Source organism: Paraburkholderia sp. J76, from assembly GCF_905220295.1.
Lineage (GTDB): Bacteria > Pseudomonadota > Gammaproteobacteria > Burkholderiales > Burkholderiaceae > Paraburkholderia.
The window spans coordinates 24,394-49,215 of record NZ_CAJMZJ010000001.1; the positions used below are offsets into that span (position 1 = coordinate 24,394).

General features: G+C 62.4%; 28 protein-coding genes and 1 pseudogene. 9 read left to right on the forward strand and 20 right to left on the reverse strand.

Features of this window, described 5'->3' with window-relative positions; all coding sequences use genetic code 11:
• Nucleotides 1-19: 19 nt before the first annotated feature.
• From U5768_RS00135 to U5768_RS00190, 12 genes are all read right to left on the reverse strand, one after another.
• Nucleotides 20-664, reverse strand: coding sequence for a PqiC family protein (locus U5768_RS00135; RefSeq protein ID WP_322028355.1), 645 nt, complete (start codon nt 662-664; stop codon nt 20-22).
• The gene (locus U5768_RS00140) at nt 661-2,286 is read right to left on the reverse strand and encodes an intermembrane transport protein PqiB (RefSeq protein WP_322028356.1); all 1,626 of its coding nucleotides are present in this window, start codon (nt 2,284-2,286) and stop codon (nt 661-663) included. The genes U5768_RS00135 and U5768_RS00140 overlap by 4 nt, the downstream gene beginning before the upstream one ends.
• On the reverse strand, nt 2,270-3,595 hold the full coding sequence (locus tag U5768_RS00145) for a paraquat-inducible protein A (RefSeq protein ID WP_322028977.1): 1,326 nt from the start codon (nt 3,593-3,595) through the stop codon (nt 2,270-2,272). Before U5768_RS00145 ends, U5768_RS00140 begins: the two co-directional genes overlap by 17 nt.
• Nucleotides 3,596-3,666: 71 nt before the next feature.
• Nucleotides 3,667-4,053: a response regulator transcription factor gene (locus U5768_RS00150; protein WP_322028357.1), complete on the reverse strand. Its 387-nt coding sequence runs from the start codon at nt 4,051-4,053 to the stop codon at nt 3,667-3,669.
• 62 nt (nt 4,054-4,115) lie between these two features.
• Nucleotides 4,116-4,694, reverse strand: coding sequence for a YSC84-related protein (locus U5768_RS00155; RefSeq protein ID WP_322028358.1), 579 nt, complete (start codon nt 4,692-4,694; stop codon nt 4,116-4,118).
• A 150-nt stretch (nt 4,695-4,844) separates the two neighbouring features.
• Entirely contained in the window at nt 4,845-5,318 is a 474-nt protein-coding gene (locus U5768_RS00160) for a glycine zipper family protein (protein WP_322028359.1), read from the reverse strand.
• A gap of 363 nt (nt 5,319-5,681) precedes the next feature.
• On the reverse strand, nt 5,682-5,966 hold the full coding sequence (locus U5768_RS00165; protein ID WP_322028360.1) for a DUF3325 domain-containing protein: 285 nt from the start codon (nt 5,964-5,966) through the stop codon (nt 5,682-5,684).
• Nucleotides 5,966-7,591 carry a PepSY-associated TM helix domain-containing protein gene (locus U5768_RS00170; RefSeq protein WP_322028361.1) on the reverse strand — a complete coding sequence of 542 codons (1,626 nt, stop codon included), beginning with the start codon at nt 7,589-7,591 and terminating at the stop codon, nt 5,966-5,968. Before U5768_RS00170 ends, U5768_RS00165 begins: the two co-directional genes overlap by 1 nt.
• Nucleotides 7,588-7,932 (reverse strand): DUF3649 domain-containing protein, encoded by a 345-nt coding sequence (locus tag U5768_RS00175; protein ID WP_322028362.1) that lies wholly within the window; start codon nt 7,930-7,932, stop codon nt 7,588-7,590. The genes U5768_RS00170 and U5768_RS00175 overlap by 4 nt, the downstream gene beginning before the upstream one ends.
• 263 nt (nt 7,933-8,195) lie before the next feature.
• Entirely contained in the window at nt 8,196-8,966 is a 771-nt protein-coding gene (locus tag U5768_RS00180; protein WP_322028363.1) for an SDR family oxidoreductase, read from the reverse strand.
• A 34-nt stretch (nt 8,967-9,000) separates the two neighbouring features.
• Entirely contained in the window at nt 9,001-9,852 is an 852-nt protein-coding gene (locus U5768_RS00185) for an alpha/beta hydrolase (RefSeq protein WP_322028364.1), read from the reverse strand.
• A 64-nt stretch (nt 9,853-9,916) separates the two neighbouring features.
• On the reverse strand, nt 9,917-10,612 hold the full coding sequence (locus U5768_RS00190; protein ID WP_322028365.1) for an alpha/beta hydrolase: 696 nt from the start codon (nt 10,610-10,612) through the stop codon (nt 9,917-9,919).
• 170 nt (nt 10,613-10,782) lie between these two features.
• Between U5768_RS00190 and U5768_RS00195 the strand changes: the two genes are divergently transcribed.
• Complete coding sequence (locus U5768_RS00195; protein ID WP_322028366.1) at nt 10,783-11,415, forward strand: CGNR zinc finger domain-containing protein; 633 nt, start codon at nt 10,783-10,785, stop codon at nt 11,413-11,415.
• A gap of 59 nt (nt 11,416-11,474) precedes the next feature.
• The gene (locus tag U5768_RS00200; protein WP_322028367.1) at nt 11,475-11,666 is read left to right on the forward strand and encodes a hypothetical protein; all 192 of its coding nucleotides are present in this window, start codon (nt 11,475-11,477) and stop codon (nt 11,664-11,666) included.
• Nucleotides 11,667-11,736: 70 nt separating this feature from the next.
• On the opposite strand, the gene U5768_RS00205 is transcribed toward U5768_RS00200, so the two are convergent.
• The gene (locus U5768_RS00205) at nt 11,737-12,396 is read right to left on the reverse strand and encodes a glutathione S-transferase family protein (RefSeq protein ID WP_322028368.1); all 660 of its coding nucleotides are present in this window, start codon (nt 12,394-12,396) and stop codon (nt 11,737-11,739) included.
• A gap of 84 nt (nt 12,397-12,480) precedes the next feature.
• A complete protein-coding gene (locus U5768_RS00210; RefSeq protein WP_322028978.1) occupies nt 12,481-13,722 on the reverse strand; it encodes an NADH:flavin oxidoreductase/NADH oxidase family protein in 1,242 nt (413 codons plus the stop codon).
• A gap of 113 nt (nt 13,723-13,835) precedes the next feature.
• On the opposite strand from U5768_RS00210, the pseudogene U5768_RS31930 reads away from it, so the two are divergent.
• The 3 genes and pseudogenes from U5768_RS31930 to U5768_RS00220 form a co-directional block, all read left to right on the forward strand.
• Nucleotides 13,836-13,997 (forward strand): annotated as a pseudogene (locus tag U5768_RS31930) (acetoacetate decarboxylase); the annotation flags it as partial.
• A 37-nt stretch (nt 13,998-14,034) separates the two neighbouring features.
• Entirely contained in the window at nt 14,035-14,517 is a 483-nt protein-coding gene (locus U5768_RS00215) for a MerR family transcriptional regulator (protein ID WP_322028369.1), read from the forward strand.
• Between the two features lie 126 nt (nt 14,518-14,643).
• The gene (locus U5768_RS00220; RefSeq protein WP_322028370.1) at nt 14,644-15,264 is read left to right on the forward strand and encodes a hypothetical protein; all 621 of its coding nucleotides are present in this window, start codon (nt 14,644-14,646) and stop codon (nt 15,262-15,264) included.
• Nucleotides 15,265-15,284: 20 nt separating this feature from the next.
• Here U5768_RS00220 and U5768_RS00225 read toward each other — a convergent pair whose 3' ends face one another.
• A complete protein-coding gene (locus tag U5768_RS00225) occupies nt 15,285-16,244 on the reverse strand; it encodes a LysR family transcriptional regulator (RefSeq protein ID WP_322028371.1) in 960 nt (319 codons plus the stop codon).
• Nucleotides 16,245-16,376: 132 nt separating this feature from the next.
• Between U5768_RS00225 and U5768_RS00230 the strand changes: the two genes are divergently transcribed.
• Nucleotides 16,377-17,084, forward strand: coding sequence for an SDR family NAD(P)-dependent oxidoreductase (locus tag U5768_RS00230; RefSeq protein ID WP_322028372.1), 708 nt, complete (start codon nt 16,377-16,379; stop codon nt 17,082-17,084).
• 19 nt (nt 17,085-17,103) lie between these two features.
• On the opposite strand, the gene U5768_RS00235 is transcribed toward U5768_RS00230, so the two are convergent.
• Together U5768_RS00235 and U5768_RS00240 are read right to left on the reverse strand one after the other, a co-directional pair.
• A complete protein-coding gene (locus U5768_RS00235; RefSeq protein WP_322028373.1) occupies nt 17,104-18,057 on the reverse strand; it encodes an alpha/beta hydrolase family protein in 954 nt (317 codons plus the stop codon).
• Nucleotides 18,058-18,218: 161 nt separating this feature from the next.
• Complete coding sequence (locus U5768_RS00240; RefSeq protein WP_322028374.1) at nt 18,219-18,584, reverse strand: nuclear transport factor 2 family protein; 366 nt, start codon at nt 18,582-18,584, stop codon at nt 18,219-18,221.
• Nucleotides 18,585-18,929: 345 nt separating this feature from the next.
• On the opposite strand from U5768_RS00240, the gene U5768_RS00245 reads away from it, so the two are divergent.
• A complete protein-coding gene (locus U5768_RS00245) occupies nt 18,930-19,622 on the forward strand; it encodes an alpha/beta family hydrolase (RefSeq protein WP_322028375.1) in 693 nt (230 codons plus the stop codon).
• Between the two features lie 471 nt (nt 19,623-20,093).
• On the opposite strand, the gene U5768_RS00250 is transcribed toward U5768_RS00245, so the two are convergent.
• The 3 genes from U5768_RS00250 to U5768_RS00260 all read right to left on the reverse strand — a co-directional run bounded on the left by U5768_RS00250 (nt 20,094) and on the right by U5768_RS00260 (nt 22,057).
• The gene (locus U5768_RS00250) at nt 20,094-20,609 is read right to left on the reverse strand and encodes a hypothetical protein (protein ID WP_322028376.1); all 516 of its coding nucleotides are present in this window, start codon (nt 20,607-20,609) and stop codon (nt 20,094-20,096) included.
• A gap of 247 nt (nt 20,610-20,856) precedes the next feature.
• A complete protein-coding gene (locus U5768_RS00255; RefSeq protein WP_322028377.1) occupies nt 20,857-21,207 on the reverse strand; it encodes a VOC family protein in 351 nt (116 codons plus the stop codon).
• A 121-nt stretch (nt 21,208-21,328) separates the two neighbouring features.
• On the reverse strand, nt 21,329-22,057 hold the full coding sequence (locus U5768_RS00260; RefSeq protein WP_322028378.1) for a class I SAM-dependent methyltransferase: 729 nt from the start codon (nt 22,055-22,057) through the stop codon (nt 21,329-21,331).
• A gap of 372 nt (nt 22,058-22,429) precedes the next feature.
• On the opposite strand from U5768_RS00260, the gene U5768_RS00265 reads away from it, so the two are divergent.
• The gene (locus U5768_RS00265; RefSeq protein WP_322028379.1) at nt 22,430-23,590 is read left to right on the forward strand and encodes a tetratricopeptide repeat protein; all 1,161 of its coding nucleotides are present in this window, start codon (nt 22,430-22,432) and stop codon (nt 23,588-23,590) included.
• Between the two features lie 292 nt (nt 23,591-23,882).
• Nucleotides 23,883-24,701 carry an alpha/beta hydrolase gene (locus U5768_RS00270; RefSeq protein WP_322028380.1) on the forward strand — a complete coding sequence of 273 codons (819 nt, stop codon included), beginning with the start codon at nt 23,883-23,885 and terminating at the stop codon, nt 24,699-24,701.
• Nucleotides 24,702-24,822 lie beyond the last annotated feature (121 nt).

Below are 24,822 nucleotides of genomic sequence, written 5' to 3' on the forward strand. Positions count from 1 at the left end.
GCGACCTCGCGAGGCGCGCTCAATCCGTCGCACTGCCAACTGTTGCGTGGTTCGCGCGAATCGCCGCGGCTATGTCGGCGCTGATGGCGGCAAGTGCGCGGTTGTGCGCGTCGACGAGCGCGCCGTAGTCCCGGCTCGTCGCCGGCTCGTGCGCCACCGTGTGGCCGAGCGTGAGCGCCTCGTGGCCCGGCGGCTTCACGACCCATTGCGCGTCGATCGTCACCGCGTCCCCGAGCACGCTGTCGATGCGCGTGATATCCACCCGAACGCGCCACACCGGCACCGTGGGAGCGCCCACATCGATGGTCGAAACGCGCGCCGTGCCGAGTCGCTGCGCGAGGTCCTCGGCCACGACGCGCCCGACATCCAGTTTGAGCGGCGAGGCCCAGCGCGCGAACTCGTTCATCTCGATCGTGTTGTCCGCGTTGCGCGTGACGATTTGCGGCCTGTCCACCATGTCGGGCACGGTCACGGGCCCGACGACGACATCGAGCGCGGCAGCGCTGCTCGATACGGCGGCCACGGCTGGTGTCGCGCCCGCCGTCGCGGCGCTCGCCTCGTCGGCGCGCAGCGCATAGAACGTCGGCGACGGCGACGAACAGCCAACAATGCACGCTATGGCAGCGGCGAGAACGGTTTGCGAGGTCGCGTAGCGGCGCTTCACTGCTTGCCTCCTGGTTTGCCCTGCACCACGGCCTCGGGATGGCGTTCGAGATAATCCGTGAGCATGCGCACGGAAGCGGCGGTGCGGGCCAGTTCGCGCATGGCGTCGCTCGTGTTCTGCTGAAGCTGCGAGTCGGGCTGCAAGGCGTCGGTGGCCGAATTGAGCGTGGACTGCGCCGCCGAGAGCGTGTCGTGCGCCTGCGGCACGACGTCGGTGCCGAGCTTCGCCATCACATCGTTCGCGCTTTGCAGCGTGCGCTGCGCACTCGCGCCGATTGCGTCGAACGGAATGCCATTGAGCTTCGCCAGCAGTCGCGTGAGCGAGTCTTGCAGCGACTGCAGCGTGCGCGGCACCGAGGGCAGTTCGGGCGGCGTTCTCGTCCAGTCGATCCTGGCCTTGGGCGCGTCCGGGAAGACGTCGAAGGCCAGGTAGAGTTGTCCCGTGAGCGGATTACCCGAGCGCAACTGGAACCGGAAGCCATTGGCAATCAGGAACTCGGCAAGCTGGTGCGGCTGCGCACTGATGCGTCCCGCCGGCTTGCGATCCTGGTAGCGCGACGTGAAGCGCTCCGGATACAGATTGATTTCAACAGGAATACTGAACTGTTTCTTGACCGGGTCGAAGCGCGTGTAGATCTTTGTCACTTCGCCTATCACCACACCGCGGAAATCCACGGGCGCGCCCACGGTCAGCCCGCGCACCGAATCGTGGAAGTCCACGACATAGGTATCGACGATGCGGTCGTGCACCTTCATCGAATCGGCATGCGTGGCGTAGAGTTCGAATTTCGAGTCGGCGTCGGCTTCGGGCGATTCGCCGCCAGCGTCGGCATCGGGCGTTTCGAACGCCACGCCGCCGATGAGCAGCGACACCACCGACTGCGTGTTGATCTGCACGCCATCGGGACTGAGCGAGACGTCGAGTCCGCTCGCGTGCCAGAAACGCGTGTCGCCGCGCACAAACCTGTCGTAGGGCGCGTTCACGAACACGCGCAGCGTGACGCCCCGGCCGTTCGGGTCCATTTCATAGGAAGCGATCTGCCCCACCTGAAGACGGCGGAAGAACACCGGCGAGCCCACGTCGAGCGAGCCCATGTTCATGCTGTGCAGCACGAATTCGCGCCCCGGAACGTCGCTTGGTATCGCAGGCGGCACTTCGAGGCCCACGAAGTCGCGACGCGTTTTGCTGGAATTGCCTTCGTCCATGCCGACGAAGGAGCCCGAAAGCAGCGTGCCCAGTCCCGAAACGGTCCCACCCGAAATGCGCGGGCGCACGACCCAGAAGCGCGTGTTGTCGACGAGCATGCTCGCCGCGTCCTTCACCAGTTCGCCCGTCGCGATCACGCGCTTGTGATCGCGCGAGAGCGTGACCGCCTTGACCACGCCGATATCGACGTCCTTGTACTTGATCTTCGTTTTGCCGGCTTCGAGGCCATCGCCGGTTTTGAAGCTGATCGTGATGGTCGGCCCTTCCTCGATGATCGCCTTGGCGGCGAGCCAGCCGCCGATGAGCACCGCGACGACCGGCACGAGCCACACTATTTGCATGCGCCAGCGCGAACCCTGCACCGGCTTCGCTTCGGGCAGGTCGGGCAACGCGTTGTCGTTACCGGGCGCTGCCATTCTCGCGCTCCGTGGCGTCCCAGATGAGACGCGGATCGAACATGTTCGCGGCGAACATCGTGAGGATCACTACCGCGCCGAAAGCGATTGCGGCAGGGCCCGCCTTGATCGTGGCGAGTGCGTTGAACTGCACCAGCGCGACGAGCATCGTGATGACGTAGATGTCGAGCATCGACCAGCGGCCCACCAGTTCGATGAGCCGGTAGATGCGCGTACGCTGCTCGGGCAGCCACGTCCAGCGGCGCTGCGTGGACCACGTGAGATACGAAAGCCCGAGAATCTTCAGCATGGGCACGGCAATGCTGGCAATGAACACGAGCAGCGCGAGCGGCCACGATCCCGACACCCACAAATACACCACGCCGCTCATGATCGTGTCCTTCTGCGTGCCGAACAGCGAACTCGTGTCCATGACGGGCAGCACGTTCGCGGGCACGTACAGCACGATCGCCGCAACGAGGAGCGCCCACGTGCGCGAAAGGCTCGCGACCTTGCGCAGATGCAACGCGCTGCCGCAGCGCGGACACGTGGCGGCATGCGCGGCCGCCGGCATGCGCGCGAGCAGCCCGCACGCGTGGCAGCGCGCAATCCCGCACGCGGCGCCAGTGAGCGGCGCTGCGGCGCGGCCGCTTCGTGCGATGGCCTCCTCGCGCGGCGGCAAGCTCGTTGCCACGGTGGGCGCGTCGGGCGCGTTGGCCGGCCGCGTCGCGCGCGCCACGCGCGACCAGAACTGGCGCGCGTCGAATGCCGCGCTCGCGCCCGCGAGCACCAGCATCAACGCGCCGAACGACCACAAGGCGACGCCCGTCACGACCGTTGCGATATGCGAGAGCTTCACGAGCGCGACCAGCAGGCCGAGTATGAGCACCTCGGTCATGCCCCAGGGCCGCGCGGTGTACATCAAGCGAAACAGGAGCGGCGCACGCCAGGGCGCGCGACCGATTGCGAGCGGCACGAGGAGCGCGAGCAGGCACATGATCTGCATGGCCGGCATGAGGATCGTCGTGGCGAACACCAGCGCCGCGATGGGCCACATTCCGTCGAGATAGAGAATCGCGACCGCATGCCACAATGTCGTGCGCACGAGATTGCCGTTCACCGAAAGCCCAACGATCGGATACAGGTTGGAAATCACGAACAGCACGAGCGCGCCCAGCGCGAATGCGAGCGAGCGCCCGAGGCTATCGGGAAGATCGCGTTCCAGTTCGGCGTTGCAGCGCAGGCAGCGCAGCGTGCCGCGAGGCGGACAAGGCGCGCCGCGCTGCATGAGATCGCAGTCGTGGCAAACAAGAAGCTCGGCGCGCTTCATCACGGGGCCTCCCTGAAGCCGGTCGTGGCGTGATCGCTGCATCGTCCTATACCGGTTCGGCGTGCGCGGCGTCAGCCCGGCGGCGGCACGCCAAGCACCGCATGAACCGCGCCAATGAGCGCGGAGTCGTCGAACGGTTTGCGCAGGTACGCAAACGCGCCCGCTGCCTGCGCCTGCTCGCGCACGCGCGTATCGTCATGCGCCGTGATGACGATGCACTGAATGCCCGTGCCGTCCAGCCGGCGCTGCACCTCGATACCGTTGATGCCGGGCATCTGGATATCGAGCACCACGCACGCCGGCGCGTGAGGCGCACCGGCCGCGAGCGCGTCGAGAAATGCTTCGCCGCTCGTGTACACGTCGGAGTCGATGCCAACCGACTTCAACAGGCGCTGGATCGCTCGCCCGACCGACTCCTCGTCGTCGACGACGGCCACGGATCGTGTCACGTTGTTCATATGACTGTGCGTTCGCTTTCCGATGGGACAGCCGGAGCGGCTGCCCCTTGCGCGACCTCCGGTTACAGATCGAGCTTCGTCACCTTCGTGCCGGCTACGGACGCGTCGGCCATGATGCCCGTATTGGTCATCACGATCGCCTGCACGGGCGCCGTTGCCGTTCTCGTGTCGATCTGCCCGTTCGCACCGACTTTCAGGAGCGAAACGGCAACGTCGCCGCCCACCGACCAGCCCGCCGAGTTGCGGAATTTGTCGAGCGATTCCTGGGTCATGAAGAGGAAGATCACGGCGGTGGACTGCACGCCGGCCTGCAAGCCGAACGAAGCCGCCGCCGTGCTGTAGTACCCGACGGTCGATCCGCCTACGCGCAGCGCGCCCTGACCATATGCCCCGCCGATGATGAACGCGGCCTTCCCCACCGAAGGAAACACCAGCACGCCTTGCGCCTTCGAAACAAGTTCGCGCGAACCGGCGACCGTCGAGAAGAGCCTTGACAGCGCGCCGTCAACTGACGCATCGATCTCCTGGCGCTTGGCCGCGTCGGTCGCGCCGCTCTGGCCGCTGCTCGTAGTCGTGCTGCAACCCGTAACGGCGAGCCCCGCCACAGCCGCCGCCGTAAGCACAAAAATCCGTCGCTTCATCGTTGTTCTCCATTGGGTTTTGACAGCCCGCATACCGCGCTCACGCACGACGCCCGGCGTCGCGCTGTTCATCCTTGAGCGACATGGTCGCAGACGCCGCGTACCGGACCAATCGGACCTTGGTCTTACGCCGTCCCGAAGCACGCCGCATTACTGGACGGTGTAACCGCGACCTTGCATGCACGCCGCAAACGCGCGGTTAAACGTATCGATCGCGCCCTGCTGCTGTTGCTGGGCGTTGGCTTGTTGCGCGCGCCGGTCCTGCCGGGCGCGCGCGCCGCCCGCCATCGTTCCCGCCGTTGCGCCCACCGCCGCGCCCCTGCCCGCGTCGCCCGTAATCGCGCCGATCACCGCGCCGCCCGCCGCGCCGCGCGCCGCACCCTGGACGCGTTGGCCGCCGCCCACGGCCGGACCCGAAGGCGGCGGCGGCGTCGACGCCACCTGCCGCGGGTCGATGCCCGTGTTGTTCTTCGCCCACGAGTAGCACGCCGATTCATCCGCCTGCTGTTGCTGCGCGCTCTGCCCCCGCGCGGGATAGGCAATAGGCGTGGCCTGCGCGGCGCTCGCCGCCAGCAGCACGGCGGCGCACAAGACGCCCGCCCGGAAATTTACGTAGGGATCCATATCGACTCCTTGTGCGCGTGCGAGATCGCGCCGGATTCACGGCAAACCACAGCGGCATGCGACTGTGGTTCGTTCAATAATGTGGGAGCGATACGGCGAGGGCAATCGGACCTTGGTCCTACCATCACGCCACGCGGCGGGACGGCGCTATGACACGCCCGGCGGCACACAGCCGGAAAGGCAGTGCGGTGCGGCGGGCGCAGAAGAGAGGCTGAGGCGGAGGCGGCGATCGATCAGAACTTGTGGCGAATACCGAGGCTCACCATGAATTCGAACTGCCGTTCATCCGGAAAGAGGGACGAGAAGCAGCATGAGCGCTAGCTTTTTCATGTTTGCAAATGGCGTGGAGCCCTTTGCGTTCCCTTACCGCTGCGCCGACCGCCGCTGCGAATAAACGATCAGGAGTCCGTACACGACACCCGCAGCGAGGCTCGTGCAGCCGCTATACCAGACGAGCCCGAGCGCCCATCCCTCTCCCGCCACCGCGAGCCATAACGCAACGAGCAACGCGCACCATCCCGCACAGCGCAGAACGCGGGAAGCCGCGGCGGACAACCGCGCGCCCAACAGCATCTCCTGATGACGCTCCATGGCCGCCGCGAGACACGCAAAGGCGGGTACGCATACCAGCAAGGCGAGCATCGGCATCACGCATCCTCCTGCGCGGCCAGTGCGCTCTCGCCGCGTTTGCCCGCGACCTTCGCGCGCTGCCGGTGCCGCGCGGTGCGCACCGCGAGCGCGGCATGCAGCGCGGCAAGCGCCAACATCATCAGGTCGAAACCGGCATAGACCCAGTCGCCATCCGCGAGACTGCGCCAGAGCGGACGCTGAGTCGTCAACGCATTGACCACGGGCAGCAACGCCAGTAGTGCAGCGGCGAACCACAGCAACTCGATCCACGCCCGTTTCGCCGGGCGAGCAAGCGCGTAAAGCAGCGTGACCGCCCAGATCGCGAAGAACGCATTGATCTCCGCTTCGGCGCGATTCGCGAGCGAGACCGGCAGCAGACGGTTGGCCCACAAATAGCCCGTCATGGCGATGGAAAGGCCCGCGATGCTCGCGATATTCAGGCGCTCCACCAGACGAAAGCCGAAGTACGGCCGTTCGGGATCGGGCAGCTTCTGGCGGCGCTTGACCGTCCACATCACGAGCCCTGTTCCCACCATCGCCGTGCCTGCAAGGCTCACGATGAAATACAGCCAGCGCAACTGCAGGTCGCTGAAGCGCCCCATATGCAGCGCGTACAGCACGCCGCGCGTTTCGGCCGCGCCGCCCACGCTGTCGTTCACGCTGAGTAGTTTGCCGCTCACGCCGTCGAACAGCAGGTACTGCGGACTCATCGACACGCGCGCCGCCTCGCCCCGCGAAACCGCCACGCGCGCGCTGGCGTCGCCGGGGTTCGTCACCGTCACGCGCAGCACGTTGTCGCGCCCCCAGCGCGCTTGTGCCTCGCGCACCATTGCGTCGACTGGCGCCAAGGGCGCTTTTATGCCGAGCGGGCTGCCGGGCTGGATATACGCGCTCATCTGTGCGGCGAATGCTTCGCGCTGCGCCGGTGCCTTCAGCGCGATCTGCGCGCCCCATGGCATGTACATCGTCATCAGCGTGACGAGGCCCGTGTACGTGATCATGAGGTGAAACGGAAGGCCGAACACCGAAAGCGCGTTGTGTGCGTCGAGCCACGAACGCTGGCCCTTGCCCCAACGGAACGTGAAGAAGTCGACGAAGAGTTTCTTGTGCGTGATCACGCCGCTCACGATCGCCACTAGCATGAACATCGCGCACAGCCCCGCCAGCCAGCGGCCCCACATCACCGGCATGTAGTAGAACTGGAAATGGAAGCGATAGAAGAACTCGCCGCCCAGCGTGTCGCGCGCGTCGACCTTGTTGCCCGTTGCGGGATCGAACGTCGCTTCGCCGAATACGCGCTTGCCTGACATCGCATCCGGGCTGTTGGCGGGCATGCGCCAGAACGCACTGGCGATATTGCTCCGCGCGGTGGGCAGTTGCATGCTCCACTGCGGGCTGCCCGCCGCGATCTTTTCGAGCGTGCCATTCACGCGCTGCGCAACGGCGGCGGGGTCGGGCGCGACCTGCTGGTGCGCGAGTTCGGGCCGCATCCATTGCGATATCTCCTCCTTGAAGTAGCTGACGGTGCCGGTCAGGAACATCGCGTAGAGAATCCAGCCAACGAGCAGTCCCGCCCACGTATGGAGATCGGACATGCTCTGGCGCACGCCGCGAGCTTGCGGTTGTTTCGCCGAACGTTTCATCGGTGCGCGCCTCCCGTCGCCGCCACGCTGGATGCGTTAGACGTTGCGTGCGCAACCGATGCAGAAACCCACCACGCCGCCAGAGCGAGCGGCAGCGCGGCAAGCAGCAGACCGGCCCACGCGCGCCGGGCGCTGCGCGCGAGAAATACCCAGATCACCGCGCCTGTGTAGAAAACGAAGCTCGCGAGCATGCCCGTAATGACGCCTTGCGGCGCGCTCATGGGCAGCGCGAGCGCAGCCACGCTCGCCAGCGCGCCGAGCGCATAGCCGCCGAAAATCGCGCCGACGATACGCGCGGCAAGCGGGCCCGCGCGGCACAAGCGATGGAGCGCGACGCTCATGCCGACTGCCGCGCAGGCACTATCCACCCCGCCAAAATTCGTTTCATGGTCCTTCCTGCAAGCTTGAAATGTCGACCTGCACCGGGCGCGGCGGCCTGCGAAGGCGCGCGCCAATGCTCACCTGCGCGTTACGCGAGGTGTCCGGATCGTATTGGGGGACGATGATGTATTACCGACGAGGTCGTGATGATAACCCGTGCGCGCGATGTGGGCAAAAGAGCGGACAAGGCGCGCCGCAACGGTTTCGGGCGCGCCTGCGGAACTCAGATCGACTTGACCTCGCCGCCGTCCATTCTGAGCGTCGTGCCGGTCATCCAGTGCGCGCCGGGCGACACGATGAACGCCATCAGCCCGGCGATTTCCTCGGGGGTGCCGTAGCGCGCGATGCCCGCTTCGGCGGGGAATTTCGCCGTCGCTTCCGCCACGCTCATGTCGTGCAGCGGCGCCCAGTGTTCCAGATACGACTGGCGGCGCCCCGTCATCACGGGGCCGGGCAGCACGCTGTTGACCTGCACGCCATCCGCGATGCCGCGATCCGAAAACGCCTTGGCGAGCGCGACGATTGCCGCGTTGATCGTGCCCACTGCCGCATAAGGCGCTTTCGGGAACACGGCCGAATTTCCCGACATCAGCACCACCGCGCCCGCGCTGGCCTTTAGTGCGGGCCATGCTTCGATCGTCAAACGTCGCGCTCCGTGCAGTTTGAGCGCGAGACCGGCTTCCCATTGCTCGTCGGTCATCTCGAACAGGTCGATTTGCGGCACCGCCCCCGCGATGTTGAGCAACGCGTCGATGCGCCCGAACGCCGCGAGCGCTTGTTCCACCACTTGCCGTGCTGCTTCGGCGTGCGAAAGATCGATGTCGATGACGAGCGCCTCGGCGCCCGCCTCCCTCACCTGCGCGGCGGTCTGTTCGAGTTGCTCGCGGTTGCGCGCCACCACGACAATTGCGTCGAAGTCGTGCGCCAACCTCACGGCGGTCATTCGGCCAATGCCCTGACTTGCGCCCGTTACGATTGCGACTTTGCTGGCCATCTCCTTCTCCTCATTCGATCAGTATTGCAAATCATCATCCGAGAAATTCGACAATCGCCGCGGCGATCTCGTCGGCGTGCGTTTCCAGCGCGAAGTGGCCGGTGTCGAAAAAGCGCACGACCGCCTGCGGCAAATCGCGCTTGAACGCCTCCGCGCCGGGGGGCAGGAAGAACGGATCGTTCTTGCCCCACACCGCGAGAAACGGCGGCTGGTGCGTACGGAAATACGCCTGAAACGCGGGGTAAAGCGCAACGTTGTTCCGGTAGTCGCGGAACAGGTCGAGCTGGATCTCGTGCGCGCCGGGGCGGTTCATATAGTAATCGTCGAGCGAATAGCCGTCCGGCGACACCGCCGACGCATCGGGCACGCCGTGCGTGTATTGCCAGATCGTCGCTTCGCGCGTGAGCAGTGTGCGAAGCGCCTCGCGATTGGCGGGCGACGGGTCCTGCCAGTAAGCGCGTATCGGATTCCAGCCTTCGCTCAAGCCTTCCTCGTAGGCGTTGCCGTTTTGCGAAATGATCGCGGTTATGCGCTCGGGGTGCGCGAGCGCGACCCGAAAGCCCGTAGGCGCGCCGTAATCGAATACGTACACCGCGAAGCGATCGAAGCCGATGCGCTCGGTAAAACGCGTAATCACCTCAGCAATGTTCTCGAACGTGTACGCGAATTGGCCGCGATCCGGCAAGTCCGACTGACCGAAGCCAGGCAGATCCGGCGCGACGATATGAAAGCGGTCGGCAAGCTTCGGAATGAGGTCGCGGAACATGTGGCCGGAACTCGGAAAGCCGTGCAGAAGCAGGAGCTTCGGTGCGCCGGCGCGCCCGGCTTCGCGGTAGAACACGTTGAAACCGTCGACATCGGCGCGGCGGTAGGTAATGGCTGTCATGACTTCCTCCAGAGTTTGAACGGGCAATAAGACAGGCAGACAGGCTGGCGCGGGTTGGTGCGGCTTAGCGCGAAGACACCGAGCCAACGGCTTCGGCAATCACCTGCGTTGTGACATCGGGCGCCGTGACGCTCGGCGCGTGATCGACTTCATGGGCGCGGACCTGCGCGTTCATCCGGCTTGCCATGAAGCGTTGCGTGTCGGGATCGATCATGCGGTCCTCGCCTGCGACCAGGAACCAGGCCGGCCGGTCTCTCCAGAGAGGCCGCCCCACCGCTTCGCCGATGCACGCGGCCGCAATCGGACGCTGGATCGCGGCAAGCGCCGCCGCCTCCTGCGCCGTGGCGTGCTGCGCAAACGCGTTTGCAAACGCCTCTTGCGGCAGCCAGATCCAGCCGTGCCGGTCGGGCGCCAGTTGCGGCGCCTGCGGGTGCGCATTCCCACGATGGAACACGTCGGCGACGCTTTCGCCCTCGTCGGGCGCGAGCGCGGCCACATACACGAGCGCCGCGACGTTCGCCGCCCGCGTAGCGCCGATCACGGCCCCCGCGTAGGCGTGACCGGCCAGGACCACCGGCCCGTCGATCCGTTCGAGCGTACGCTCGAGCGCCGCCACGTCGTCACCCAGCGACGTCAAAGGAAGCGGGGCGGCCACGGCCTCGATGCCCTGACGATTCAGCCGTTCGATCACCTTGCCCCAACTCGATCCATCCGCCCACGCGCCATGCGCCAGCACCACATTCGTTTTGCCGTGAGACATCCTCTGCTCCTTTTAAGAAGTAGCGCTCGGTGCGAATGGGCCGCTCCGCGTCGCCGTTTGTAACCGTGTTAATCGGTTATTAGAGGTTACTAACTGGCTGTGTAACTTGTCAAGAACGATTTTGATGGTTACACTGAAAGGACCCTGATTACCACTTTGCGGCAAGAAAAATGGATTACCGTCCTATCCCGGCGATATTCGTGGCCGACGCCCCCGGGCTCGACTTCCTAAACTCCATTGCGACACCGGTAGATGTTCCCGTCGACTGGATCGCCGACGGCGAAGGTTTGCTGTCGTGGCTCGAACAGGCGGGCTTGGTTCCCGCCCCGGCGCTCGCCGCCTTGCGCGGGCAGTTCAAGGCGGCGGAGTTCGACACGGTTGCGGCCGAAGCGCGCGCGCTGCGCGAATGGTTCCGCGGATTCCTGCGGGAGAGAATGGGCCGGCCGCTTACCGGCGCCGACCTGGGCGTACTCGCGCCGCTCAACGCCCTGCTAGCGCGCGACGAGCGGTATGGCGAAGTCGTCGCGCTCGGCGCCGAGGGCGCAACGGCGTTCGAATACCGCGTGAAGCGCCGCTGGAAATCGCCGGAATCGCTCTTGATGCCCATCGCCGAAGCGCTGGCGAAACTGGTGTGCGAGCAGGATTTCACGCACGTGAAGGCCTGCGAAGGACCGAAGTGCACGCTGCTCTTCGCCGACCATACGCGCGGACACGCGCGGCGCTGGTGCAGCATGGCGATTTGCGGAAATCGCGCGAAGGTCGCTGCGCACCGCAAACGGCTCAAGGAGCGCGAGAGCGCTTGAGGCGTGGGCAGGCGCGAGCCTTGCGGGACATGGCGAACCTGTCGAAAGGGAGAGGAACCATGAACGCCAGCACCCAGAAGCCCGATCAAGACGACGGCAAGAAAGCCGACGAGAACCAGCAGCAGAAGCACACGGAGCACAGCGACGATCAGCGCAGCGCGATGCCCGAGCGCGATGACGACTCGCGCAAGCAGTCACCCGCCGACCGCCCGGGCAAGCAGTCCGGCGAAGGGGAACCTTCGGTGGGTTGACTTCGTTGTTTCGTTTTACTAACTGCGCAAAGAGGCTTGCATGATGCCGGCCTCTATAGTCAGTCGCTGGTCAGTCGCGAGCCGGTGCGCCGAGCGGAAAGAGCGCACGATATGGCCGCGCCTCGTTCACGGCGCGCGCATACGAAGGCCTTGCGAGCAGGCGCTCGCGATAGGCGCGCACCTTGGGGTACGCCGTGGCGATGCGGTGCGTCCAGTCCGCGTAGAAGAGCGACGAAGACGCGGCGCAGTCCGCCATCGTGTAGTCCTCCCCTGCCGCCCAGGTTTTGTCCGCGAGGTGGCCTTCGAGCCATGCATAAGCCAGTTCGAGCTTTTCGGCCGCAAAGGCCCGCGCTTCGTCGCGCTTGACCACGTCGCCCGTCAAGGCGCCGTCCACGGCACGCTGCACGGGCGCCATGACGTGCAGGTCGAAGAAGCGGTCGAGAAACCGCACGTCGAGCGCGGCCATGGGATCCGCGGGCAACAGGCGCACCGGGCCGGGATACTCGAGCTGCAGGTATTCGATGATGATGCTCGTTTCCGCCACGTTGCGCTCGCCGTCCACGAGCACGGGAAACTTGCGTAGCGGCCAACGCCGCAACCACTGCGCCGTATGCTCGGGCGAATCCGGGCCGATGCCGCGAAACTCAAACGGTGTGTCGTTCTCGTACAGCGCGACGAGCACCTTCTGTGTGTACGACGAGAACGGATGGCCATATAGCGCGAGCGACATCGCAAGTCTCCTGGTTAGCGCCGGGTCGTTGAAACCATGCACTGGTTGCCTGTGGATTGCAAGCGGCGGCGCGTATTCCGTCAATCAATACTGGAATTTCGACCGCTGCGTCATCCAGCGCCGGTATTTGCACGTACGCGCCGCTTCGGCAATCTGCTGCACGATCAGCGCACGCAACGGCGACACGTTCGGATCGGGCGTTTTTCCCCGGCTCAATCGGCGCAACTGAAACTTGACGGCGGCCATGTTGGCCAGAGACGCCAGCGGCTTGTTCTTCCAGGTGATCGGCAAAAGTACGGGCGCGTTGTCTTTGCCGGCGCGCCAGTCGCGAGGCAGATGCGGATCGATAGCCAGCGCCGTGCCGATACCGACCATATCCACCCCGCTCGCGATAACCTGTTCGGCAACCGCTCGCCGGCGCACGCCTCCCGTTACCATCACGGGCATCTTCGCGATCGTCCGGATGTCGCGGGCAAATTCCACGAAATACGCTTCGCGGGCCAGGGTGCGGCCGTCGCGAGCATCGCCTTGCATGGCCGGGGCTTCATAACTTCCACCCGACAATTCCACGAGGTCGACGGCCTGATCATTGAGTAGCCTCACAACGTGCCGCGCATCGTCGGCGCTGAAGCCGCCGCGCTGGAAGTCGGCGGAATTCAGCTTGACGGCCACGGCAAAGCGAGGAGAAACGACCGCACGAATGGCTTTGACGATTTCCAGCAGCAGGCGAGCCCGATTCTCGAGCGAACCGCCCCACTCGTCCGCTCTCCGATTGGTGAGCGGCGAGAGAAACTGGCTTAGCAGATAGCCGTGGGCTGCGTGGACCTCCACGCCCGTGAAACCGGCCAGTTCGCCCAGTTGCGCAGTGCGGGCAAAACGGCGGATCACTTCTTCGATCATTTCGCCCGTCATTGCGTGAGGCACATCGAAGTACTTCGACATCTTGCCCAGCGCCAGGGGTACGGCCGAAGGCGCCCAGGTCGGCTGCCCAAGATTGGCCCGCATCTGCCGGCCAGGATGATTGATTTGCAGCCAGAATTGCGCGCCCTTCGACCGGCCGATCTGCGCCCAACGCCTGAATGCTTCGATGTGCTTGTCATTTTCAAGCACGACGCCGCCGGGGCCCGTCATGGCGCGGCTGTCCACCATCACGTTGCCGGTAATGAGCAGCCCGGCGCCGCCTTCCGCCCATGCTTGATAGAGACGCATGAGTTGCGCGGAGGGCGCATGGTCTGCGTCCGCCATGTTTTCTTCCATGGCGGCTTTGGCGATGCGGTTCCGGACTACCGAACCATTCGGGAGCGCCAACTTGTCGAACACGTTCATGGGTTCACCTCGTCTGATCGTGGGTTCGACTTTAAGGTTGAAGTCAACTTTAATGTCAAGACCTTTGGCGAGCGAAAGCACCATGCTTGACCTTCAAGTTCAGTTGAATCGTTTCCCAACGATTTTTTCCGCGGAATGCGACCTTGTTGCGCGGCGGTGGTCCGCTGAGCCAGTTGCTCGATGGACTGGGCGTCTCGACCATTGTTCGTCTGGACGTTATCAAGGATGCCCAGGTAGTGCTGAATTTACCGGCACCACTCAAGGCCTTCGATTGAAGCTATCCTTTCGGTCTGACCGGGGAGTATCGGAAACATGAAAATCGGCGAGCTTGCGGAGCGCACGGGCCTTGCCGCCTCGCGTATCCGCTTCTACGAAGGTATCGGCTTGTTGAAGGCGGAACGTCAACCGAACGGTTATCGGACGTATTCGCCTCAAGCCGTGCTGGTGCTCGATCTGATTGCGACGGCGCAGCACGCGGGTTTCAGTCTGGACGAGATTCGCATGTTGCTGCCACCGGACCTCACGCAGTGGAAACACGGCTCGCTTGTCGAAACGCTGCGCGGCAAGGTGCAGGATATCGAAGCACTGGAAATGAGGCTCGCGCAGAGCAAGGCCCATCTCGTCGCGCTTCTGGCGGAAATCGAAGCGAAACCGGATGACATGGATTGCTCCGCCAACGCCAAGCGAGTGCTTTCCCGTCTGCGGTCGGGAGAAGTGAAACCGCCGGCGCTGGAGGCCGCAGACGTCACGACGCTACGCAAGGCGAAGCGTCGCGGGCCGGTCAAGCGCGGTTAGGAGCGGGTTTCGCGCGGCGCGCGCCGCGAGCGATGGAGCGAATGCCACTGGGCTAATTCCGCAAGGCTAAAGGTTTCATGTCCTCTGCCGATATAGCGCCAGTTACGCAATCAATCCGAGGAATCCATGCTTCGTTTCGCATTTGCCGTTCTGTTCGCCGGCCTGCTCGCAGGTTGCAACACGACCCTGCACGTTGAAAAGCCCGACCCGACGTCCGGCCTTTATTCAACCCATACCGTACTGAAACCTGCCGACGTTCGCGTAGCGGAAAAGTTCGACCCGGCCTACACGCAAATGGTCTATCTGAAGATCAACACGGAAACGCCGAACCCACGGTTCGTCGACTTCTTTGTGTCGGCGCTTCAGGAAATGCACACCTTCAAGAAGGTCGTGACGAAGGATGACCTGCAGGCAATCGTGATCGAACACAACCTGGGCAGCAAGGTTCCGAGCGTGTCGGATCTCGTCGGGCTCAATAACCTTAGCAAAGAGATTGGGCCGTTCCTGATTGTCGAGCCCAATGCGGTGTTCAAGGGCGGCTATAACTTCGAAGGAACGCTGAAGGCCATCGACGCCAGCACCGGAAAAACCGTCCTGCTGATCGACATGACCGCGTTCAACATGGCAGGACTCGACGATCCGCTGTTTCACCCGATGCTCAATGGATTCATCAACTGGACGCACAACCTGCCTGTCGCGCCCGAAGCGCCAAAAACCGCGCAGCAATCGGACGGCGCAAAACTTTGACGGTTTCCGCGAACGTCCGGCTAGCGATGGCGTAGTGACGAATCCGCAGCCGGACGTCGCGGATAGGCCGCGAGACATAAATCCAGCACTTCGGCGCGAAACCAGTGATGTGCCGGGTCGTGATCGAGGCGCGGATGCCAGATCGCCGAAATGTTGAAAGCGGGCATGGCGAGGGGCAGCTCGAAGCACTGCAATCCGTTGGCGCTCGCGTAATCGGGTACGAAGGAATTGCCCAGGCAGGAATGCGGTACGGCTGCGAACCAGTCCGAATGACGTACCAGTTGCATGGCGCTGAGATAGGATGGCACCACCATCAGCACGTTGCGGCGTATGCCCGCTGGTTCCAGAGCCGCGTCAACCGCATTTTCCGCTTCGCCCGTACGCGAAACCATCACGTGGCCGCACGCTGTCCATTGCTCGACGCTGATACGCGTGTCGCCGAGTAAAGGATGGCCCACGCGGCACACGCCGACATAGCGATCGCGGAAAAGCAGACGCGTTCGCATCTCAGGGGCAGACGTCCTGACAACGCCGATCTCCAGATCGATCGCGCCTTCCCTCAACGGCTGGGCGTCCCAGTCGGGCTTGGGCGTGAAGCGAAGCTGCACGCCGGGCGCCGCGCGATGGACCCGGTCCATCAGGGCCGCGCCCAGCAGATCGATAAAGCCCTCGCCAGCACGCACGGTGAAGCGTTGCTCGAGGGTACCGAGGTCGAACCGATGCTCGGCACGGCTCAGCGCCGCTTCCGCTTCACGGGCCAGCGCAGGAATACGCTGACTCAAGTGCTCCGCATAAGGCGTGAGCACGAGCGTTCGACCGGCCTGTAGCAGCAGACGGTCGCCCGTCGCAATGCGCAGGCGCGAAAGCGTGCGGCTCATGGCGGAGACGCTGAGATTCAGACGCCGGGCCGCACCCGTAACGCTACGTTCGCTCAGCAAGGCATCCAGCGCGGTGAGAAGGTTGAGGTCGACGCGTGACATGCGGCCAGAATAATCGAAAAACGGCCTGGTTAAGGCGTCAGACGCAATCGTGGATTGCAGGCCGGGCGTCTGGTGCAAACCGTGTGCGCTCCCGACAATACATGGCATCCATTGCGCGCCACGGAGAACGCCATGTCCCTCACTGACTCACCCACCGTACTGCTGATCGGCGCCTCACGGGGTCTAGGCCACGCCATGGCGGCCGAATTCCTGGTGAAAGGATGGCGCGTCGTGGGGACAGTCCGCGCCGCAAGCGGCCGGACGCTTCTGCATGATCTTGCCGATGCGCATCCCGACCAGGTTGACATCGAAACGCTCGACATCACGCAGTCCGGGCAGATTCGGGCCCTCCGCCAACGCCTTTCCGGCCGCGCGTTCGACATTCTGTTCGTCAACGCCGGCACAACCAATCCGGATCCGACGCAGACCATCGGCGAAGTCTCGACTGAGGATTTCGTGGATCTCATGATTACCAACGCACTCAGCCCGATGCGCGTCGTCGAAAGCATGGCCGATCTCGTTGCGCCGGCCGGCCTGATCGGGATCATGTCGTCAGGACAGGGCAGTATCGCCGACAACGAATCCGGCCAGCGCGAACTCTATCGCGGCAGCAAGGCGGCGCTCAACCAGTTCATGCGCAGCTTTGCCGCGCGCCAGGCGCAAACGCCGCGGGCCATGGTGCTGATGGCTCCCGGTTGGGTGCGCACAGAACTGGGAGGGCCCGAGGGGCGACTGTCGATCGAGGAGAGTGTTCCGGGGGTGGTGAATGTGCTTCTGGACAAACTGGGGCGGCCCGGGCTGGAATATCTCGACTATCGGGGCAGGACTGTGCGGTGGTGAGGGAGTAGTTTGCGGGAACTCACGGATCCGTTCCAGGCGGAGGTATCTGTTTCATCGGCACAAGCGGAGCGAGGAACTGCTCAAAGTGCGGCAACCATATTGGGATTGAAGTGGCGACGGCGAACATACCGTGGCCGTTCTTTCCGAAGGGCGGCTCGACGATCATTTGCCCTTGACCGCCTCCTGCCTGAAACGCCGCGAACCAGGTCGCTACGACTTCGGGCGCAAAAAACATATCGTTTTGAACGTAGTGCCACAGTACGGGCACTCGTGTTGTCGACGCGAATTGCCCGATGGTCTTCGCCATCTGCTGCGGGTCGCACGGCATGCCCGGATGTTTCGACGGGTTCCCGCCGCGACCGCCCGAAAAATTAATGACCGCAACGACACCTTTCGGTGCATAGCTTGCGGCTGCCAGAGACGCGAATCCGCCAGCCGATTGGCCTACCAGAACAACGTGGTCGCGATCCACCTGGGGCAAGGTCTGTGCATAAGCGAGGGCGGCCAGCACATCCTGCGCTGCCTCTCTACCCGCAGATGTGTAATCGGGGTGCTGACAAGATCCTGCGTCCTCCTCGTCGGTGCCGCCTGTGGCTCCGTAGCCTCGGCGGATCGGCACGATTACTGCGAAGCCGAGTTCCACGAATGTCCGAATCTGCGGCAACTTGCGGTAGCGGCCGACCGTGGGGCGGTCTCGCGGGTCGGCCGGACTACCGTGACTCAAAACGATCAACGGAAAGGGTCCAGGGCCATCGGGCATATAGGTGGTCGCGACTATGTCACGTTCGTGATCACCAAAGAATCCGTGCTCTGTTATCGGCACTTTGACGACCGTTTCGTGGAGGTCGGTTGCGATGGGTTGGGACTCGTCAGGAGTTCGTGCGAGACTGGAAACAGAAGTGATCAATGTGCCCGAGATCACTAAATTGATCAGACGGACGAGGATCTGGTTTCGGTAAGTGGTCGGTCTCATGTGTTATTTGTGATTGACCTTGCATCGAGATTGTTGCTGTCGCGGCACGGAGCATGCATATGAGGCCGCCCATTATTCAACCATGCGAGTGATTTTGCCTGCTTCCACGGAAAAAAACGATATGGATCGCGCGCGTCGCGAGCGAGGTATCGCCTGCGCGCCTATCGCTGTACGCTTCCGTAGTACGCCGTCACCTTCGCCGCCTGACCTGCATCATTCAGGGTGACGCAGTCGATCACACGATTCCCGTTTTCCCTTCTGTACAGGATTGCGTAGCCTGAAGGTGCGAGGAGTACCTGTTCAAGCTGAAATTTCAGTTGCGGTGCCAGTTGCAGACCCAAGGCGAAGTGTTTCCTTAGTTCCGCGATTCCGAAGAGCTTGCCGTCCGGTTTCTTCCAACGCGTTCTCACTGTTTCAGCCTCGAACACCACATCATGTGAGTAGTGCGACATAATCTGCTCCAGATCGTGAGCGTTCCAGGCTTCGATCCAAGCCTTCGCATGCGTTTCGACATCTTCGTATGTCATCATCGTTTCCCTAAGTATAAACAGCACTTTGACAGCAACGCAGACCTGCCTCTCTTTGAAATAAATTTCACCGTGCAGCTAAGTGTTGACGATCAGGGCTCTCATGTTGAACGTCTGAGATTGGCCGAACCCACAACTTTCTGCAGCCGGACATGCTCTTTTAGAGAGGCAGCTAAATGAACTGCCCTTCGCGGCTGCGGCGCCGTTCACGATGGGCGCGCGCTCCATGGATCGGCCGGCAAACTCCGCGTGCGCAATGCCTTGCCGGACGCCGCTACAAACGCTCCCAGATGCCTCATTGATGCAAAATCGGTGCAATGGCCACAACGACACGACCTGAATACGATGGACGACCTAGAATCGCTTTCCCTGGCACTGCCCGACGGCACTAAGGTCTCTGCGCTCCTCCGGGTGCCGGAGGACGCGCGAGCCCTGTATGTCTTCGCGCACGGCGCCGGGGCGGGCATGCAGCATGCCGGCATGTCGTCATTGGACGACGCGCTTGCGGCGGCCAATGTCGCCACATTACGCTACCAGTTTCCGTACATGGAGCGGGGCTCCAAGCGGGTGGACTCGCCGGCCGTGGCACATGCTGCCGTGCAGGCGGCCGTCGCAGAGGCCCGCCGGCGGCTGCCAGCCCTGCCACTCTTCGCGGGCGGCAGGTCGTTCGGCGGCCGCATGACCTCCCAGGCTCAAGCCATCTCCCCGCTCGACGGCGTGCGTGGCCTCGCTTTCGTCGCGTTCCCGCTGCACCCGGCGGGCGCGCCCGGCGTGGAGCGGGCACGGCACCTGGCGGACGTCACGGTGCCGATTCTCTTCCTGCAGGGCACGCGCGACAAGCTGGCCGAGCTTCCCCTGCTGAGGTCGGTCGTCGAGACGCTGGGGCCACGCGCCACGCTGCATGTGGTGGACGACGCAGATCATTCGTTCCACGTACGCGCGTCCTCCGGCCGGACCGACGCGGAGGTCGTGCTCGAACTGGCACGGACGATGTCGGCGTGGTTCTTCGCCGAAGGCGAGTTCGTGCCCGTTACCTGAGCAAGCGCAGGAATGCTTGTAGCGAAGTCGGGACGGCGAGCCGGCGAACTCGCCGTGCTGCACTCGCCCGCTCAATCCCTTCGCTATCCGCAGATGGTCGGTCGAATAGCCACGATAAGCGACGCCTGTCGCGTCGGCGCCGTTTTCCCAGTGCCGAGTGAGTGAATTTGTCAGATCCGCTCGCGGTGAGCCGCCGCGGAAATCGCGGAGGGCATCTGCTTTGATTTGGCCGACACACCTCCGATGTCGGCGCCGAATCCGTGAGTGACCGCCCGAGGTGCTGGCGGAGCGTCGAACGACGCGCATTGGCCGGTCATTGCCCGACGCGGTCGCCCGAAACCGACCCTGAGCGGACAATTGGCGCTTCCGTTAACGCAGACCTAGCTGGCCGCTTGGCCGACCAGATGTGGCACTTCTGCGCCGTCACGTTCATAAGTCGCTTTCCGGAATCGACCGAAGTGGTGTACGTGCTCAATGACTCTGCTTACTCGTTGTCGATGTGTCGGTTGTCTGCAACCCATGTCGTCGGAGGACAATGGAGACCACCATCCACATCTGATTATTCACCTGTTGCGATAACTTTGCCATATACGCCGTAGTGCTACTGTCGCGCATCGCAATGCCCCATCTTTGCATGACAGGATCTTGCATTATCGTTATTAGATGCCTGAGTTCATCATCCGAGAATTTCGCGCTTTCAACGAAGTGCCTTGTTAGAAGAGCTTGCTCGCCGTACCCGGGCTTGATTTTGTTTGAAATAATGTCATTGACATCAGCACGGATAGATCCCCATGTGTCGTCCGGAATCCCTGGATTGAACTTCCTTGATGAATCAATCTGATATCCGGCTGTTGTCTTTTCCATGGCGGCTGGATCTCCATGCTCGGTCAACGCAACAACTCTATTGATCAAAGCGTCGGTAGCTGTGTTGGTCTGCGCGGAGACGTTTGCGGGTCCGCAGAGAAAGTCGAGGAGTAACGAAGCCATAATTACCCCTGCTCGTCGAGAAATAGCGTATTTTCGTATCATATTCTTCAAAATCGCCAACTAGCCGATTGCTGCCGCCGCGCCGATTGCCAACTATCGAGATGACTGGCTCGGCGGGCGAGCCACTCATTTGAGAGCTGCCTATTGTCAGCACTTGGCTCTGCCATTTCATGCAAGAGGCATGACCCGATCCTGAGCGGAAGTTCGCGGCGCGCCGAAGCCGGCATTCAATTCTCCTTAACAACGCTCAGATATGCGCAAGGACATTGACCAGTTTCTCGAATGGGTCTCGAACAAAGAACCGACGGACGCCCCACGGTTCGTCAATGGGACCATATACGATGGCAAAGCCGGCAGCCTTCACACGTTCAAGTGCCGCGTCCACATCATCCACTTCAATCGATAGATCCGGCACTGGCATGCCGGAGCCTCCTTCCGCAGCGAAGCTCACCTGAACGGTCATCTCTGTCTGAGAGCCATAGGTCTGGATCCAGCCTTGGTCCATTAAAAGCTCGAGACCAAGGACGTCTTGATAGAACGCCCGAGTCCGATTGAGATCAAGGGCCTTGAAATTTGCAACTATCCGTTTGACTTGCAACTTTGACTCCTTCGCACTTTAGGACGATGCTTCCGCGCCCGAACTCCGCGGTGGTTCGAGTGACCGGTCGTGGCCGGCCACTGCCTCACGGCGGCTGTCCGCCCGAACCCATCCCGGCCATCTATGTGGAGGCAGACACCATTAGAATCATGGGGCGCTCCAGTTCTTCGACCAATTGCGGCATCTCCTCTATCTGTGCAGGTGTCGGAGCAAACTCCTCAACCCGGCGAATGTTGAAGCCCGCGTCGATCAGCGCATTCAACGTCGTACCAAGCGTTCTGTGGTACTTCAGAACGCCCTCAACAAACCAGTTTGTTCGACGTTCGCCTTCGACCGAGTATCCATTGACCGGCCAGGTTTTGCGACCGCCTTCCTCTGTGATCCAACGCGCATGCGTTGCTGCCATAAAGATCGGATGTTCGATCGTAAAAACCAGATGCCCATTGGGGACGAGCGCCTGATAAATCACGCGCATGAGGCGGCCAAAATCCTGGATATAGTGGAAGCTCAGCGCGCTGTAAGCCAGATCGAAAGCCTTCTCGGGAAGCTCCAACGTGTCGAGATCGGCCATGCGATACTCTACCGCGGCGTCCGCGGTGTTCGCCCTGGCCCGCTCAATCATATTCTTCGACAGGTCGAGTCCAAGGACCGAGATCGCGCCTTGATCCCGCATCCAGCGGGAGGCCCAGCCAAAACCACACCCTAGATCGACAACACGCTTGCCGTTTAGATCAGGCAGCAAGGCTTGGATTACGCGCCATTCGGGTGCCCCTTCCAGTCCATGGACCTGCCGGGGAATCTGGCTGTAGCCCAGGAAGAACTCGGGATCGTCGTAGATGTTCTGCGCCATGTGTTGCACCGGGATATAAGGGATAAGGCTAGTGGGCAAGCCGGCAGACCCCATCCGGAAGGAACGCCGAAGCCGGCGGTCAGCCTGGTTGCCGTTTCGCTCGGCCGGATATTGTTCTGCCGGGGCGACAACACCGCTAACCGGTTACTGGTCGGTGCCGATTGTCAGCAATCCACGCGATTATGTCGACTGTCTCCTTATGGGCCTAAGCTTGCCCGACGCGTTCGGCCCGGGACGACCCCGAGCGGCCATTCGGGTTGGCTGAAAGCGGCCATTCGCTAGTTGATCTCCCGCACCATCGCACTCGTCAGACGTACGCGGCGGAAAGACCGTGGGGCTATATACTTCGCTACCGCCTCCGTGAAGACTCGAATGAAAAAGCAATTCGTTGTGTATGCGATGGTTTGTAGCCTTTCGGTATCCGCGGGTTGCGGCGTGGAAGGGGCCGACAACAACGCCGGAGATTCACGGGTCACGCCTGGGGCGCTGCTGCCGCTTGCGACGAAAGGTGACGCTAATTCGCAACGCGAACTCGGCGTGATGTATGCCTATGGTAAAGGTGTGCGGCAGGACGACGCGCAGGCACTATTCTGGATTCAGAAGGCCGCTGACCAGGGCGACGCCCGAGCACAGCGCGATCTGGCGGTGATGTATAGCACAGGAAGGGGCGTCTCCCAGGACGACAAGGAAGCCGACAGATGGTTCCGACTCGCCGCAGATCAGGGTCTGCCCTCCGCGCAAAATTCACTTGGGGTGAAGTATCGCGATGGCAAGGGCGTGCCCGCGGACGACACCGAAGCTGTCAAGTGGTTTCGTCTCGCCGCAGACCAGGGGGATGCTTATGCACAGGACAATCTGGCAAGGATGTTTATTCTCGCCAGGGGCGTTCCGCAGGACGACAAGGAGGCGGCGCGGTGGTACCGACTTGCCGCAGACCAAGGAAATGCGCATGCTCAACAACAACTTGGGTTGCTGTACGCCGTCGGTCGAGGCGTCCCGCTGGATGTAAACGAAGCGAAAAAATGGGTAGGCCTCGCTGCTGCACAAGGGGATGTACAAGCCAAGGAAATTCTTTCCAGGCTGATGTCAATGTATCAGGATGCCTCGCAGGCAGTAGACAGAGGCTATGAGTCGCATCCGGTGCCGGACGCGTCGTCGCCAGACGCAGCGATTTTGATGATGCGCACGACGGTGCAGATCGCAGAGGACTTGAAAACGCAGTGCGTCAGTCGCTACCCCGACCTACGGCAGGAAATAGACCAGAACCTTTCGACCTGGAAATCAACGGAGGCGCATGCCATCGACCAAAGTGAAGCTCGATGGCCAGCTTTGATTGACGCACACCCTGACTTCGCGACGATCGAAACTGTGGGAACTGGTCTTAGCGCCCAAGCCTTTCTGCGCCAATTCAAAGCCCCCGGCAATCAGGTGATCGGTCCACTTGTGTGCAAGAAATACTTTTCCGATCTTGCGTCGGGAGTTTGGCGCAAGAGGACACCGAAGATGTACGGTTTCCTCGATCAAATGCACTGATGGTCTCAGCCGGGGCCGAAGAAATGCTGGACGAAGTAGTTGGGCGATAGGTGAATGTGCTCCTTATGGTTGTCGCTCTTTTCCAGCTTATCGGCGAACGTCGCTCCGCGATTGTCGGCGATCCAACGGCCAGTATCGAAGGTCCGGAACTGGCCGAACTCTGCCCGAGGCGGTCGGCTTTGATCGACCCACTTCAGTCTCGCGGTTTCCTGCAAAGCGTTCGTTAAGTGGCGAAGACTCCACGTCGGTGCAGCGTGTACTATGCACACTGGCAAACATACGACAGCTCGCGATGAAAAGCCTTCTAGTCACTTCAGGTCGTGCCATGCTGGCAACGGAAGTCATCGGAAGCGGGGAACCGATTGTATTTTTGCACGCCCGGGTCGCGGATCGCCGGATGTGGGGCCAACAGATGCGCGAAATTGGCGCTAGCAACCAAGCTATCGCCTATGATCGACGCGGATTTGGAGAGACAGTTGCCGAAGCAGAGGATCACTCCGCAGTTGAAGATCTGATCGCCGTTCTCCAATCAGTGGCAGGTGAATCCCCCGCAATACTCGTTGCCTGCTCTCAAGGTGGCGGCATTGCACTCGACGCCGCTCTTCGGTATCCGTCGCATGTTCGCGGCCTCGTTCTTATCGCACCGAATGTGACAGGTGCGCCGAAAATGACGCATACAACGCGGGTTGAAGAGTTGGTCACCCGTTTAGCGGCGGCGGAAGCGAGGAAAGATATTGAAGAAGCCATAGCGATCCGAACCACTCTTTGGCTTGATGGCCCGTTCCAACCGGAGGGGCGTGTGACGGGTGCAGCTCGCAAACTGTTTGATGAGATGAACGTTGCCGCTCTTGGTTTGTCGCCGACGGGCACAAACATTGATGCACCGATCGCTTACGGACGGTTGGGCGAACTATTAGTACCGACGCTGGTGATGTTTGGGGACTTGGACCTTCCCGGAATTCAGGAGCGAAGTCGTTACGTCGCAGCTAACGTCTCCCGCGGGACGTTCCACCAAATATCAGGAACCGCGCATTTGCCGTCCCTCGAACGTCCACAGGAGGTTACGAGTATGACCGCGGGTTTCATCAATCAATGTAAAGAGCTGCAATAGCGGGAAAGCGAACCGCTAACGAGGACTTTCCTATGGCGTAGAAGTGATTGAAAATCATCTAGCGGGCCTCCGACCGCCGCCCCACGCCTAAGCGTGATGATTGCCTCGGGCCCGGATTCTC

Excerpts from the sequence above, each read along its gene's own strand:
- U5768_RS00140 (WP_322028356.1), bottom strand. The coding sequence starts at position 2,286 with ATGGCAGCGCCCGGTAACGACAACGCGTTGCCCGACCTGCCCGAAGCG.
- U5768_RS00145 (WP_322028977.1), bottom strand. The coding sequence starts at position 3,595 with ATGAAGCGCGCCGAGCTTCTTGTTTGCCACGACTGCGATCTCATGCAG.
- U5768_RS00150 (WP_322028357.1), bottom strand. The coding sequence starts at position 4,053 with ATGAACAACGTGACACGATCCGTGGCCGTCGTCGACGACGAGGAGTCG.
- U5768_RS00155 (WP_322028358.1), bottom strand. The coding sequence starts at position 4,694 with ATGAAGCGACGGATTTTTGTGCTTACGGCGGCGGCTGTGGCGGGGCTC.
- U5768_RS00160 (WP_322028359.1), bottom strand. The coding sequence starts at position 5,318 with ATGGATCCCTACGTAAATTTCCGGGCGGGCGTCTTGTGCGCCGCCGTG.
- U5768_RS00165 (WP_322028360.1), bottom strand. The coding sequence starts at position 5,966 with ATGCCGATGCTCGCCTTGCTGGTATGCGTACCCGCCTTTGCGTGTCTC.
- U5768_RS00170 (WP_322028361.1), bottom strand. The coding sequence starts at position 7,591 with ATGAAACGTTCGGCGAAACAACCGCAAGCTCGCGGCGTGCGCCAGAGC.
- U5768_RS00175 (WP_322028362.1), bottom strand. The coding sequence starts at position 7,932 with ATGAGCGTCGCGCTCCATCGCTTGTGCCGCGCGGGCCCGCTTGCCGCG.
- U5768_RS00180 (WP_322028363.1), bottom strand. The coding sequence starts at position 8,966 with ATGGCCAGCAAAGTCGCAATCGTAACGGGCGCAAGTCAGGGCATTGGC.
- U5768_RS00185 (WP_322028364.1), bottom strand. The coding sequence starts at position 9,852 with ATGACAGCCATTACCTACCGCCGCGCCGATGTCGACGGTTTCAACGTG.
- U5768_RS00190 (WP_322028365.1), bottom strand. The coding sequence starts at position 10,612 with ATGTCTCACGGCAAAACGAATGTGGTGCTGGCGCATGGCGCGTGGGCG.
- U5768_RS00195 (WP_322028366.1), top strand. The coding sequence starts at position 10,783 with ATGGATTACCGTCCTATCCCGGCGATATTCGTGGCCGACGCCCCCGGG.
- U5768_RS00200 (WP_322028367.1), top strand. The coding sequence starts at position 11,475 with ATGAACGCCAGCACCCAGAAGCCCGATCAAGACGACGGCAAGAAAGCC.
- U5768_RS00205 (WP_322028368.1), bottom strand. The coding sequence starts at position 12,396 with ATGTCGCTCGCGCTATATGGCCATCCGTTCTCGTCGTACACACAGAAG.
- U5768_RS00210 (WP_322028978.1), bottom strand. The coding sequence starts at position 13,722 with ATGAACGTGTTCGACAAGTTGGCGCTCCCGAATGGTTCGGTAGTCCGG.
- U5768_RS00215 (WP_322028369.1), top strand. The coding sequence starts at position 14,035 with ATGAAAATCGGCGAGCTTGCGGAGCGCACGGGCCTTGCCGCCTCGCGT.
- U5768_RS00220 (WP_322028370.1), top strand. The coding sequence starts at position 14,644 with ATGCTTCGTTTCGCATTTGCCGTTCTGTTCGCCGGCCTGCTCGCAGGT.
- U5768_RS00225 (WP_322028371.1), bottom strand. The coding sequence starts at position 16,244 with ATGTCACGCGTCGACCTCAACCTTCTCACCGCGCTGGATGCCTTGCTG.
- U5768_RS00230 (WP_322028372.1), top strand. The coding sequence starts at position 16,377 with ATGTCCCTCACTGACTCACCCACCGTACTGCTGATCGGCGCCTCACGG.
- U5768_RS00235 (WP_322028373.1), bottom strand. The coding sequence starts at position 18,057 with ATGAGACCGACCACTTACCGAAACCAGATCCTCGTCCGTCTGATCAAT.
- U5768_RS00240 (WP_322028374.1), bottom strand. The coding sequence starts at position 18,584 with ATGACATACGAAGATGTCGAAACGCATGCGAAGGCTTGGATCGAAGCC.
- U5768_RS00245 (WP_322028375.1), top strand. The coding sequence starts at position 18,930 with ATGGACGACCTAGAATCGCTTTCCCTGGCACTGCCCGACGGCACTAAG.
- U5768_RS00250 (WP_322028376.1), bottom strand. The coding sequence starts at position 20,609 with ATGGCTTCGTTACTCCTCGACTTTCTCTGCGGACCCGCAAACGTCTCC.
- U5768_RS00260 (WP_322028378.1), bottom strand. The coding sequence starts at position 22,057 with ATGGCGCAGAACATCTACGACGATCCCGAGTTCTTCCTGGGCTACAGC.
- U5768_RS00265 (WP_322028379.1), top strand. The coding sequence starts at position 22,430 with ATGAAAAAGCAATTCGTTGTGTATGCGATGGTTTGTAGCCTTTCGGTA.
- U5768_RS00270 (WP_322028380.1), top strand. The coding sequence starts at position 23,883 with ATGAAAAGCCTTCTAGTCACTTCAGGTCGTGCCATGCTGGCAACGGAA.